At 63.4% G+C, this 11,989-nt stretch carries 11 protein-coding genes; 3 read left to right on the top strand and 8 right to left on the bottom strand.

Features of this window, described 5'->3' with window-relative positions:
• Positions 1–79 precede the first annotated feature (79 nt).
• Together ACF6ZU_RS00885 and ACF6ZU_RS00890 are read left to right on the top strand one after the other, a co-directional pair.
• Positions 80–982, top strand: a complete 903-nt coding sequence (locus tag ACF6ZU_RS00885) for a LysR substrate-binding domain-containing protein (protein WP_392889993.1) — start codon at positions 80–82, stop codon at positions 980–982.
• 184 nt (positions 983–1,166) lie between these two features.
• Complete coding sequence (locus tag ACF6ZU_RS00890; RefSeq protein WP_392889995.1) at positions 1,167–2,021, top strand: CAP domain-containing protein; 855 nt, start codon at positions 1,167–1,169, stop codon at positions 2,019–2,021.
• A 55-nt stretch (positions 2,022–2,076) separates the two neighbouring features.
• Here the strand turns inward: ACF6ZU_RS00890 and ACF6ZU_RS00895 are convergent, their stop codons facing one another.
• From ACF6ZU_RS00895 to galB, 5 genes are all read right to left on the bottom strand, one after another.
• Positions 2,077–2,709 (bottom strand): glutaminyl-peptide cyclotransferase, encoded by a 633-nt coding sequence (locus ACF6ZU_RS00895; RefSeq protein WP_392889997.1) that lies wholly within the window; start codon positions 2,707–2,709, stop codon positions 2,077–2,079.
• A 35-nt stretch (positions 2,710–2,744) separates the two neighbouring features.
• On the bottom strand, positions 2,745–3,965 hold the full coding sequence (locus ACF6ZU_RS00900) for a helix-turn-helix domain-containing protein (RefSeq protein WP_392889999.1): 1,221 nt from the start codon (positions 3,963–3,965) through the stop codon (positions 2,745–2,747).
• A gap of 62 nt (positions 3,966–4,027) precedes the next feature.
• Complete coding sequence (locus ACF6ZU_RS00905; protein WP_392890001.1) at positions 4,028–5,101, bottom strand: 4-oxalomesaconate tautomerase; 1,074 nt, start codon at positions 5,099–5,101, stop codon at positions 4,028–4,030.
• Positions 5,102–5,103: 2 nt separating this feature from the next.
• A complete protein-coding gene (locus tag ACF6ZU_RS00910; protein ID WP_392890003.1) occupies positions 5,104–5,820 on the bottom strand; it encodes a 4-carboxy-4-hydroxy-2-oxoadipate aldolase/oxaloacetate decarboxylase in 717 nt (238 codons plus the stop codon).
• A complete protein-coding gene (galB, locus tag ACF6ZU_RS00915) occupies positions 5,817–6,551 on the bottom strand; it encodes a 4-oxalmesaconate hydratase (protein WP_392890006.1) in 735 nt (244 codons plus the stop codon). The genes ACF6ZU_RS00910 and galB overlap by 4 nt, the downstream gene beginning before the upstream one ends.
• A 156-nt stretch (positions 6,552–6,707) precedes the next feature.
• Between galB and ACF6ZU_RS00920 the strand changes: the two genes are divergently transcribed.
• Positions 6,708–7,925, top strand: coding sequence for a LysR family transcriptional regulator (locus ACF6ZU_RS00920; protein ID WP_392890008.1), 1,218 nt, complete (start codon positions 6,708–6,710; stop codon positions 7,923–7,925).
• Here the strand turns inward: ACF6ZU_RS00920 and ACF6ZU_RS00925 are convergent.
• From ACF6ZU_RS00925 to ACF6ZU_RS00935, 3 genes are all read right to left on the bottom strand, one after another.
• A complete protein-coding gene (locus tag ACF6ZU_RS00925; protein ID WP_392893990.1) occupies positions 7,922–9,142 on the bottom strand; it encodes an OprD family porin in 1,221 nt (406 codons plus the stop codon). The two genes, ACF6ZU_RS00920 and ACF6ZU_RS00925, sit on opposite strands and share 4 nt — an antisense overlap.
• A 119-nt stretch (positions 9,143–9,261) precedes the next feature.
• Positions 9,262–10,524 (bottom strand): gallate dioxygenase, encoded by a 1,263-nt coding sequence (locus ACF6ZU_RS00930; RefSeq protein ID WP_392890010.1) that lies wholly within the window; start codon positions 10,522–10,524, stop codon positions 9,262–9,264.
• A gap of 24 nt (positions 10,525–10,548) precedes the next feature.
• Entirely contained in the window at positions 10,549–11,886 is a 1,338-nt protein-coding gene (locus ACF6ZU_RS00935) for an MFS transporter (RefSeq protein WP_392890014.1), read from the bottom strand.
• Positions 11,887–11,989: the final 103 nt, after the last annotated feature.

Consider the following 11,989-nt stretch of genomic DNA (forward strand, 5'->3'; position numbering starts at 1 on the left):
AGGGACGGGCCGATCATGGACGCGGACATTGATCCCGTCTAATCTAACTTGGCATTCGATTGATACCTGGATTAGATCAATGTTCGAACTCACGCAACTGCGCTGCTTTACCACGGTGGCAACCGAACTCAACTTTCGTCGCGCCGCCGAACGGTTGAACATGACCCAACCGCCACTCAGCCGACAGATTCAGTTGCTGGAACACCACCTTGGCGTCGAGCTGTTCACCCGTACCACCCGCAGCGTCGCCCTGACCGCCGCCGGTCGCGCCTTCTTCGTCGAAGCGCAAAACCTGCTGGAGCGCGCCCAACAAGCCGCCACCACCGCCCGCCGCTTCGCCGAAGGCGATATCGGCTCGGTCAACATCAGTTTTGTCGGCAGCGCGGTGTACGAATTCCTGCCCAAGGTCATCGCCGAAGCCCGGCTCAAACAACCTCACGTGAAAATCGACCTGGCGGAAATGAACACCTATCAGCAACACGAGGCCCTGCGCGCCCGCCGCATTGATCTGGGCATCGTCCGCGCGCCGTTGCTGGAACCCGGCTACGCCACCGAGTGCCTGGTGCGCGAGCCGTTTGTGTTGGCCGTGCCCAGCCAGCACCGCTTGGCCAGCACCGAAACGGTGTCGGTCAACGACCTCGATGCACAACCGTTTCTAATGTACTCCCACGCCGCCTATCCGCCCTTCAACGAACTGCTGACTGGTATGCTGCGCTCAGCCCGCGTCGCCCCGGAATACGTGCAATGGCTGGGTTCGTCGCTGACGATTCTGGCGCTGGTCAACGCCGGCATGGGCCTGGCGCTGGTGCCGCGTTGCGCGACCAGCGTGGTGTTCAAGAATGTGGTGTTTCGCGATATCGACCTGGGCGAAGGCGTGCAAAGCGAGCTGCATTTGATCTGGCGGGAAAACAACGACAACCCGGCGTTTTCGATGTTGCTGGAGGGGATTCGCCGGGCTGTGCGGGAGGGTTGGGGGGTGTAGATCACGGACGCGGCGTGTGGGTACTGCTGACCGTAAAACATCGACAAACGCTACGTCCGTCGGACACACAACCTTGCCGGCAAATAGGCGCTCTCCTGCCGTGAACCTTAATTCAGCAACCCAGTCTTACACCGGCGCCAATTCCTTCTCCTAATCGTTGCCTTCTTTTCAGAGCTGTCCCTCCATGCGCCAAACCGTCTTGCGCTTGACCTCCCTGTGCCTGTTTTCCTCGTTTTCCTTCATCACCGGCGCCGCCCATGCCGGTGCGGAACGGCAATTGGTGGAAGCCATCAACGATTACCGTGCCCACCCCGAGCATTGCGAGCGGCGTCCCGCCCAACGGTTGTCGCCGCTCACGCTGAAATCCAGCCTGGCCCTACCGATTGGCTACGGCGGCGGTTTGCGCGACCGATTGAAAGCGTCCGGTTACCAGGCCGTGACCGTGCGTACCCTGCGCGTGGTCGGCGCACAGGATGCCGATGAGGCGTTCGACCTGTTGCAAAGCGATTACTGCACGGCATTGCTGGATAGCCAATACGCCGATATTGGCGTCAGTCGCAGCCGTGGCGAGTGGCAAGTGGTGCTCGCGCGGCCAGTGCTGGACGCTCAAATGGACGACACGCGAGCCGTCAGCCGGGCCTTGCTCGCCCAGGTCAACGCTGCACGGGCGAAACCGCGTCTGTGCGGGCGCCAGCGCTTTGCCGCCGCCCGACCACTGGCCTGGAATGCCAGCCTCGGGGCCGCCGCGCAGGGCCACAGCAAGGCCATGGCCTACGGAAATTATTTCGCCCATCGCGATCCCGATGGCGATACCCCCGCCGACCGCGCAAGAGCGGCCGGATTCCGTGGCCGCCAGATCGGCGAAAACATCGCCGCCGGCCAGGGCTCACCCGGCAAGGCCATGGCCGGCTGGCTCGCCAGCCCCGGACATTGCGCCAACCTGATGAGCCCGCTGTTCACTCAAGTCGGGTTCGCCTACGCGACGGACTCGCGCAGTGACGAGGGGGTTTACTGGACGATGTTGTTTGGGGCGCCTTGAGGCCCGGAGACGAAACAGCCGATCGACATCGTCCAACGCACGGGCGATGTCGGCATCACGCAGGCCGCCGCACCGCCCTCACCTTCCCGCTGCCACCGCCGCCGCAGAAAAACTGATCGCCTCCATCAGACTCCAGCCCCGACACGCCGACACCCGTCGGCATCCTGACACTGTGCAGCACTTCCCCGGTCTTGGCGTCCACCCGGCGCAGTTCGCTTTCATCGCCTTCCCAGGTCCCGTGCCACAGCTGCCCGTCCACCCAGGTCACGCCGGTGACGAAGCGGTTCGATTCGATCGTGCGCAGAATCGCGCCGGTCTCGGGGTCGATCTGGTGGATTTTCCGATCGCGGTAGCGGCCGACCCACAACGTGCCTTCGGCCCAGGTCAGCCCGGAATCATTGCCGCCGCCCGGTGCTGGGATGGTGTTGAGCACCTTGCCGGTCTGCGGGTCTATTTTCTGGATGCGGTCGGCGGCGATCTGAAACAGATGCCGGCCGTCAAAGGCCGTACCTGCGTCGGCGGTGACGTCGATTGAACGCAACGTCTTGCCGCTGGCCGGGTCGAGGGCGATGAGTTTTTCGCCACTGGCAAACCAGACGCGCTCACCGTCCCAGGTCACGCCATGCACGCTGTCGACACCGCTGAACGGGCCATATTCACGGAGGATTTCTGCGGTTGAGTGTTTCATGTCGGTTTCCTTTTCTGGGGTTCGTGGCGTTGATCCTAATCACTCGGCAGTGGCGCCGGGAGTAACAAGGTCGTCGCGAAACCCGGCACCGGCGGGGTCATCCAGCGCCGCGCCCGGCCATGCCCGAATGACTGCACCTTGCCGACCGCCGCCAGTGAGTCGAGCGAGCGCTGCACCGTGCGCTGACTGGTGCCGAGGGCCAACGCCAGCGCCGAACTCGACCAGGATTCGCCATCGGCGAGGAAGGCAAACAGTGCCGCGTATTTTTCGTCGACAGGTGGCGCCAGCACCACGACGTCGGAGGAAACCAGCGCCACCAGAGCGAACCCATTTCGGGTGGAGGTGATGCCGGCCAAGGGTTTCAAGGCGGCGCGCAGGCGGCCGATTTCGACACGCAAGCGGGCTCGATGGGATTCGTCCGAGAGCTTCAGGCGGAACGCCTGGCGGATCAGGGTTTCCCTCGATACGTCGCCCGGCCAGGCTTCGGCCAAGGCTTGAGCCAGGGTGAACAACACCGGACGCGTGGCGAGGGACACCGACATGCCGGCACCGCGCACGGCATAGCGGCATGCGTCGATGACCAGCGAAGTGGAACCGAGCACCGTTTCGACTTCTTCCAGCCGCTGCGGTCGCTCTTCGCCATGGGCGATCAGGCGTGCTATCGGGGCGTCGAGAATCAACAAGGCATTGTCGACTTCGGCAGTCAGCGCCGGGATACCGGCCTCGTGCGCAGCGTGCCCGGCCCTCGCCAGGGCATGGCGCGCCGTTTGCGATTGCAGGCGGCGAATGGCAATGCCTGCGACGACCAGTTCATGGGCGGCACGCAATGCCGGTGGCAACGGTGCGGGATCGAGCGCGGCCAGCACAACGTCCGCCTCATCGAGCCGCCCGATCAGCAATAAACGACGAACCTGCAGGTACTGCGCATGCGCCGCGTTGACCCGGTCACCGTGGGCCTCCAGCGTCACCCGCGCCGTCTCGAGGGCCTTCACCGGCCAGCCCAGGTCTCGCGAAGCCAGGGCGATTTCGGCCTCGGCCACCACACACCGCGCCCGCGCCAACGCTTCCTTGGGCCCGAAGGCACGTGTCGCCCGCTTCACCAGCGCCTTCGCCCGAACCAGATCGCCGAGCTGCGCCATCGCGATACCGCGCAACGCAAGCGCCGGCGCATCGTCGCGCAACGCAATGCGGTCCAGTGCGGCGAGTGGATCACCGGCTGCCAGAGACCGCGCTGCGGCGGTGATCAGCGCGTCCATTTGAATTGCACCACGCCACTCACTCCCACTGTTCAATGTGGGAATCAGTCTAGTTCACGGCGCTATCGATAAAGCGTATCCGCCACACACACGGTGCCATCGAACAGCAACCTTGCCGTGCGCACCAGGCCGCAGCCCACCAATTGCCCCGCCTTCAAACGCAATTCCACGGTGAATTCGCCGGTGGGATGTTCGACCGACAGCCGTCTCACATCGCCCTCGCCGACACAGGCAACATCCGCCGCCACACTCCCTTCGATCAGGCAGGCCGCCGCCACACTGACCGCGCCGAAAACGCCGATGCTGGTGTGGCAACGATGGGGGATGAAACTGCGCGTGCTGAGGGCGCCGCCCGCCTGTGCCGGCGCCACCAGGCACATCTTCGGGACGTTGCGCTGGCTCACATCCCCCAGGTTCATGCGCCTCCCCGCTTGCAGGCGAACGGACTCAAGGCGTGCCTTCAAGGCGCTGTCGGCATCCAGTTGCCCGGGGCTTTCATAACCGCTGCAACCAAGGTCTTGCGCGCGCAGCAGAACCACCGGCATGCCGTTGTCGACGCAGGTCACTTCGAGGCTGTCGATCACATCCCGGGCATTGCCGGTCGGCAGCAACGCCCCGCAACTGGAGCCGGCGATGTCCTCGAACTCGACGATCAAGGGCGCCGCACGCCCCGGCACGCCATCGGTCCGGGTGTCACCGTCATAGCGAACGGCGCCATCGGCGGTCGGCACATGGGCAACCGCCACCTGCCCGGTGTTTTCCATGAAGATCCGCACCAGGGTGACATCGCCTGTCACTGCCACCAAACCGCGCTCGATGGCGAACGGGCCGACGCCCGCCAGGATGTTCCCGCAGTTCTGGCCGTAATCCACGCGCGGCTCTTCTACCAGGACCTGGGCGAACAGGTAATCGACATCGGCCCCGGCACGGGAGGAAGGCCGGATGATCGCCACTTTGCTGGTCAGCGAATCACCACCACCAACGCCATCGATCTGCCGGGGATCCGGCGAGCCCATGACCGCCAGCAACACGCGATCTCGCAGCGCCGGTTGTTCAGGCAGATCGCTGGCAAGGAAGTACGCGCCCTTCGACGTGCCACCGCGCATCAGCAGGCAGGGAATGCGTGTCTGCGCCATGTTCAGTCTCCGAGCTCTTCCAGGCTGTCGACGTAACGCAAGCCCTTCTCCGCCAGGCGCCCGCGCATGTTGTAGATGTCCAGACCCAGCTCACCGTTGGCCAGGCGCACGGCCTTGCGCTCTTCCAGATCGGCCCGCGCGCGGCTGACTTCGACGACCTGCGGCACTTCGGCGCGACGCACGATCACCACACCATCGTCATCGGCCACCACCACATCACCGGGATGGACCAGCTGACCGCCACACACCAGCGGCAGGTTGACCGAGCCAAGGGTCTCCTTGATCGTGCCTTGGGCACTGATCGCCCGGGACCAGACCGGGAAGCCCATTTCACGCAGGGTATGGGTGTCGCGAACACCGGCATCGATCACCAGCGCACGGACACCGTGGGCCTTGAGCGAGGTCGCCAGCAGATCACCGAAGTAGCCGTCGGTGCACGGCGAACTCGGGGCAACCACGAGGATATCGCCGGGGCGGCATTGCTCGACCGCGACGTGGAACATCCAGTTATCGCCCGGGGCGACCAGCACCGTCACGGCCGAACCGCTGATCGCCGTTCCCCGCTGAATGGGCGTGATCGAGGAACCCAGCAAGCCCTTGCGGCCTTGTGCCTCGTGGATCGTCGCGACGCCAAAACGCTGCAACTCGTCAACCAGGGTTGCATTGGCGCGGGGAATGTTGCGCACGACAATGCCGGTTTTGCCGATGTGTTCGCTCATGCCAGGTTCTCCGTGACACGCGGGAAGATGCTCTGGTAGCCCTCGCCGTAGACGATGTTGCGGGTCGAGGTGATGCCGACGTTGCGCTTGGCTTGCACGCCGCGTTGCAGAGCGACGCGGGTGTAGTACTCCCAGAGATGTTCCTGGCCGGCCATGCACTGGATTGCCGCGTACTTCTTGTCCCAGACATCGGTGATGTCCAGCAGCACGTCGGGGCGCCATTCGCACTGCTCGGGCTGGTGCGGTTCGAAGCTGTACACCGGCGGCGCGCCAACGATTTTCTCGCCCGGTTTGTAGCCTTCGGCCTGGGCGATGATGCGCGCCTCCTGCGTCAGGTTCATGGCCAGCGGGTGGTCGTAGTTGTAGGGGTCTTTCAGCGAATGGCTGAGGACGAACTCCGGCTGGACGCGACGAAACACGTCGGCCAGGCGGAACAGGGTTTCCTTGTCGGCGCGCATCGGGTAGTCGCCGATGTCGAAGAACTCGACGCTGGCGCCCAGGATATCGGCGGCGGCCTGCGCTTCTTCGCGGCGTGCGGCCTTGACCCTGGTTTCATTCATCTCGCCCTTGCGCCACAGCTTGGCGGATTCGCCGCGCTCGCCGAACGACAGGCAGACGATGTGCACGTTGTAGCCCTGTTGCGCGTGCAGCGCGATGGCACCGCCCGCACGCCAGACGAAATCGGCAGAGTGGGCGCTGACGACCAGCGCGTTTTTCGGTGAATCGATCATTGCGGGTGCTCCTCCTGCGTTTCGAAAGAGCATCGCATCGCACCCGTCGGCGGAGTAATGCGTTCGAGTGTTCGAGGTATGCGTTTTTTTTATTGCCACCCCCTCAGGGCAGAGGCATAGTCCGGCTCAAACACGGACCCGCAGAGCAAGAGCCCCATGGAACCGAATGAACTGCCCAGCCTGATGCACGTGCGCGCCTTTGTCCGGGTGGCGGATCATGGCAGCGTTTCAAAGGCGTCCGTGGCGCTGTTTCGCGCACAGTCAGTGGTCACCCGTGCGATTTCCGAACTGGAAGAACGACTGGGCGTACCCTTGTTCGAACGCCACGCCAACGGCATGCGCCTGACCGATTTCGGCGAACGACTGCTGCCACGGGCCCGCCGGGTGCTGGCCGAACTGGAAACGGTGCCGAAGCTGTTGAGTGGCGACAAACAGGCGGTGGAACCGCTTTATCTGTTCCAGGCCCGGCGCCTGCAAGTGTTCGTCAAACTGTGCGAAACCCACCACATGCAGACCGTGGCCAGCCTGCTCGGCCTGAGCCAGCCGGCGGTCAGCTCGACATTGAAGGTGCTGGAAAGCGGCTGCGGGCAAACCCTGTTCGAGCGCACGCCCCGGGGGTTGCAGCCCACCCGGGCCAGCCATGAAATCCTGTTCCCGATCCGCCGTGCGCTGAATGAATTGCGGCACATCGAAACCGACATCACCGCCATACGCGGCGCCTTGCAGGGTGTGGTGCACGTCGGCGCCCTACCCCTGGGCCGCACGCGAATCCTGCCCGAAGCCATCGTGCGCTTGATGGCGGAGCATCCGGGCATCCAAGTGATCACCAACGAGAGCCCGTTCGACCTGCTGGCGACCGAACTGCGGGCCGGTGATGTGGATTTCATTTTCGGTGCCTTGCGTTCGGCGGCGTATGCCAGCGATCTCGTCGGCGAATCCCTGCTCACGGAGGAAATGGTGGTGCTGGCGCGGCGTGATCATCCGCTGTGCACAAAAGCCGGCCTGCAGGATGAACTGGCTCGTGCCCGATGGGTGCTGCCCCGCGCCGGTTCGCCGGCCCGGCAGATGCTCGACGACTGCTTTACCGGATTCGGCATCGCCGTGCCCCGCCCGGTCGTAGAAAGCGCCGACATGGCGATTATTCGCGGCCTGCTGTTGCGCTCGGACATGCTGGCTGCCGTGTCCGCGCATCAGCTCGAACAGGAAATCGCCTCCGGCGAGCTGTGCATCCTGCCGCTGGAGTTGAAGCAGACGGCCAGAGCCATCGGCTTGACGTATCGCAACGGCTCCCTGCACTCACCGGTGGCGCAGGCACTGACGGAGATGATCCGCCGGGTGATCCGCGAGCAGGCAACCACCCGGCCTCGGGGCTAGAGCAGGCTCAGCGGATAGCTGACGATCAAGCGGTTCTCGTCGAACTCGTTGCTGCTGTAATCGCGACGGATGCTGGAGTTGCGCCAGCGCAGGTTGAGGCTCTTGAACGCCCCGCTTTGTACCGTGTACCCCAACTCGGATTCGCGCCCCCACTCCTTGCCGTCGGTGACGCTGGCGGTGTGCACGTTGTCGCCGCTGATGTAGCGGTTCATCAGGGTCAGGCCGGGGACGCCAAGGGCGACGAAGTTGTAGTCATGGCGCAGTTGCCAGGATTTCTCCCGGGCGTTGTCGTAGCTGTTGTTGTAGCTGTCGTTGGCCAGGGTGCCGCCACTGGTGCCGTTGACCCGCATCCATGCATCGTCGCCACTGAGTTTTTGCAGGCCGACGTAGAACGTATTACCGCCGTAGCGGGCCGAGAGCAGCGCCGAGAGCGTGCGGTTGCCGAGGTCACCGGCGCGGGCGCTGCCGTCCTCGCGGCCCCAGAAGTAGCCAAGATTGGCGCCCAACGTCCAGTCACCCAGCGGCTGGCTGTGCACCAGCTGCAGGTATTGCTGCTGGTAGATGTCCTTCAGTTCGGCGTTCCAGGCACCGATCATCGTGCGTTTTTCGTTGAAGCTGTATTCGCCGCCGACAAAGTTGAAGCGGTCTGAAGTGAACGCCGTTTTGCCCTGCATGAACATGTCTTCCATGCTCGAATCGTTGCGCGGGCTGTTCTGGCGAAACTGGCCGCCGTAGAGGGTCAGGCCGTCGATATCCTGCGAAGTCACCTGCCCGCCGCGGAAGGTTTGCGGCAAGGAGCGACCGTCATCGGAACGCAGGATCGGCAGGACCGGCATCCACTCGCCGACCTTCAGTTCGGTCTTGCCAACCTTCATTTTCCCGGCCACTGCCAGCCGCCCGAAATCGTCTGCAGGACGGCCATCACCATCCACGGGCAACAGCTGCGTACCGCCAGTGCCTTTGCCGCCATCGAGTTTCAACGAGTAAAGCCCCAACACATCCACACCAAAGCCCACCACGCCTTGGGTGAAACCGGAGCGGGCATCAAGAATGAAACTCTGCGTCCATTCCTCGGCCTTGCCCTGGGGATAGGCGGAATTGGTGAAATTGCGATTGATGTAGAAGTTACGCAGGTTCAGGTTGGCGCTGGCGTCTTCGACGAAACCGGCGGCCGAGCCTTCCAGGGGCAGCGCGGAGGCTACGGCCAGGGTGAACATGACACGAGGGGAAGCGGTGATTTTCATTGTTATTGTTATCCGTTTTCGGGCTGAAAAAATCCGCTGCGCCCGAAAATTCCGGGCGCAGTGAGGTCAATCAAGAAAGGTGTTTGAGGCGTTTAGCGCGGGGCTTTGCCCGCCACCGAATAGAGCACTTGCTGGTTGCGGGTTTTCATGAACTCATCGAGGTTTTGGCCACGCATCGCGGCGTAGACCTGCAGGTTGGGAATCCCCAGTACGGCGGCGAGTTTTTCCAGGACGAAGAAGATCGCGCCGTAGTGAATCAACCCGCGCCAATCACGGCGGCGCAGCAGGTCCCGCTCTTCCTCGCTGAGCCCACTTTCGTCGAACAACACCTCGGGCGTGTCGAGAAAACGCTGGCGCCATTGCGGCTCGATCATGCGGTGCAGGAACTTGTTCAGCCGATAGCCCTTGGCACTGCGCTCCAGGGTGAACGGATAGGTGCCTTCAAGTTTCTCGATACCGGCCAGCTGTTGCTGCATGTGCTGCAAATGGCGCGCGTTGACTTCGGCGGGCACCGGCCGGTCCTGGTTTTCCAGCAACAGCGTGGCGATGCCCGTCATCGACGGCAGGTAATAGTCCTGGTGCAGATTCTTCACCGTGGCCGACAGAGCACCGCGCATGATCAGCCAGGTGATCACCTCGGAACCTTCCAGCCCGCCGAGGGTGGCGAACTCCGCCAGGGTCATTTCGGTGAGGCGCACCGGGTCGTTCACCAGCAGATCGATGAACTGCTGATCCCACTGCGGATTGTTGAAGCCGCAACGTTCGCCATGCACCTGATGGGACACGCCACCGGTCGCGGCGATGGCCACCTTCAGGTCTTCGGGATAGCTCTCGATGGCCCGGCGCAGCGCCAGGCCCAATTTGTAGCAGCGCAACGCGCTGGGCACCGGGAACTGCAGCACGCCGACCTGCAGCGGCACGATCTGCACCGGCCAGTCCGGATCGCAAGGCAACAGCGCCGACATCGGCGAGAAGAAGCCATGGTCCAGCGGTTTGTCGCGGAAGAAACTCATGTCGAATTCGTCGGCCATCAGGCTTTCGCCAATGTGCCGCGACAGTGCCGCGTGCCCGCCGATACCCGGCAGTTCCCGCGGATTGCCGCCCTCGTCCGCCACTTCGTAGCGCTCATCGACGCCGAGGGAGAACGCGCCGTAGTGATCGAAGAAAAACGAGGTCACATGGTCATTGAAGATGTAGAACAACACATCCGGTTGCTGCTCTTTGAGCCAGACCTTGATCGGTTCGAAGCCTTCGAAAATCGGCGCCCAGGCCGCCTCATTCTGTTTGTCGTGATCGACGGCGAAGCCGATGGTCGGTGTGTGGGATACAGCGAGGCCACCAATGATGCGTGCCATAACGAGTTCCTGTGTTCGAAAAAATTAATGCGCCAACAACGCCCGATTGACTCGACGCCGCGCATGACCGTTGGCCAGGATCGCCAGTGCGGCGATGAAGGCCGGCACGCTCAACAGGGCGAACAGCAGCGGCAGACCCAGCCCGAGGCTGAGCACCGCACCACCGATGAGTGAACCAAAGATAGCGCCGAAACGGCCGATGCCCAGCATCCAGCTCACGCCGGTGGCGCGGAAATCGGTCGGGTAGTAACCCGGCGCGAAGGCGTTGAGGCCGGTCTGCGCACCGCTCATGCAAAAGCCCGCCGCCACCACGCCGAATGCCAGCAGGCTGGATTCCAGGCTGAACGCCCCCAGCAGCAGGATGAAGGCACCACCCAGGGCGTAAGACGTGGCGATGACGGCGTTCGGATTGCGTCGGTCCATGGCCCAGCCGACCACGATCGCACCGACCGTGCCGCCGATCTGGAACAGTCCGGTGATGGTCGCCGCACGCTCGATGGACAGTCCGCCTTCACGCAACAGCGTCGGCATCCAGCCCATTGTCAGGTAGATCACCAGCAGGCCCATGAAGTAAGTCGCCCACAGCGCCAGGGTGCCGAAGCGATAGTGCTCGGTGAACAGCATGCGCAGCGGCGCTTTCTGTTGCGCCTGAGGTTCAGTCATGACGAATTGCGTGGCGGCGGTAAAGGTGCCGCCCAACTTGTTCAGCACCTTGGCGATCTGGCTGGAAGGCGCATGACGAGCCGCCAGGAAACGGGCCGATTCCGGCAACAGCAACCACATGAAGGGCAGCAGCAACAACGGCAGGATCCCGCCAGCGAGCAGCACCGATTGCCAGCCATGCTGGGGAATCAGCCACGCGGCGAGAAAACCGCCCAGCCCCGAGCCCATGTTGAAACCGGTGAACATCAGGGTGATGAACAGCGAGCGGTTGCGCTCAGGCAGGTATTCGGAAAGCAGTGTCGTGGTGTTGGGTAACGCGGCACCCAGCGCCACGCCAGTCAACAGGCGCAATGCTGCCAGCTCGTAGGGGTTGCGGGCGAACGCGCAGGCCAGGCTCAACACGCTGAAACCGGTCACGGCCATCAGCAGCACTTTCTTGCGCCCCAGCCGATCGGCGTAGGGGCCGGCGGTCAAGGCACCGATGGCGAGGCCGACCATGCCTGCACTCATCACCGGGCCGAACGCCGCTTTGGACAGCCCCCACTCCTGAATCAGCGAAGGCGCGATGAAGCCCATCACCGCGACGTCAAAACCATCGAACAGCACAATGAAAAAACACAGGCCCATGATGAGCCACTGGTATCGGGCTACCGGGCGGCTGTCGATCCACGCCTTGATATCGACCGTTTCGTTACTCATGCTTTCACCTTCTTATTTTTGTAGAAAATCCGACAGGCCTGGAACTGCCGTGACCCAGCGGCCACCCGACAGTCGAGCGTTGGGCGTGACTCTAAAGCCGCAG

The sequence above is a fragment of the Pseudomonas migulae genome (assembly GCF_043225285.1).
GTDB classification, from domain to species: Bacteria; Pseudomonadota; Gammaproteobacteria; order Pseudomonadales; family Pseudomonadaceae; genus Aquipseudomonas; species Aquipseudomonas migulae_C.

Coding starts and splice junctions, on each gene's coding strand:
- ACF6ZU_RS00885 (WP_392889993.1), top strand. CDS start 80: ATGTTCGAACTCACGCAACTGCGCTGCTTTACCACGGTGGCAACCGAA.
- ACF6ZU_RS00890 (WP_392889995.1), top strand. CDS start 1,167: ATGCGCCAAACCGTCTTGCGCTTGACCTCCCTGTGCCTGTTTTCCTCG.
- ACF6ZU_RS00895 (WP_392889997.1), bottom strand. CDS start 2,709: ATGAAACACTCAACCGCAGAAATCCTCCGTGAATATGGCCCGTTCAGC.
- ACF6ZU_RS00900 (WP_392889999.1), bottom strand. CDS start 3,965: ATGGACGCGCTGATCACCGCCGCAGCGCGGTCTCTGGCAGCCGGTGAT.
- ACF6ZU_RS00905 (WP_392890001.1), bottom strand. CDS start 5,101: ATGGCGCAGACACGCATTCCCTGCCTGCTGATGCGCGGTGGCACGTCG.
- ACF6ZU_RS00910 (WP_392890003.1), bottom strand. CDS start 5,820: ATGAGCGAACACATCGGCAAAACCGGCATTGTCGTGCGCAACATTCCC.
- galB (WP_392890006.1), bottom strand. CDS start 6,551: ATGATCGATTCACCGAAAAACGCGCTGGTCGTCAGCGCCCACTCTGCC.
- ACF6ZU_RS00920 (WP_392890008.1), top strand. CDS start 6,708: ATGGAACCGAATGAACTGCCCAGCCTGATGCACGTGCGCGCCTTTGTC.
- ACF6ZU_RS00925 (WP_392893990.1), bottom strand. CDS start 9,142: ATGTTCACCCTGGCCGTAGCCTCCGCGCTGCCCCTGGAAGGCTCGGCC.
- ACF6ZU_RS00930 (WP_392890010.1), bottom strand. CDS start 10,524: ATGGCACGCATCATTGGTGGCCTCGCTGTATCCCACACACCGACCATC.
- ACF6ZU_RS00935 (WP_392890014.1), bottom strand. CDS start 11,886: ATGAGTAACGAAACGGTCGATATCAAGGCGTGGATCGACAGCCGCCCG.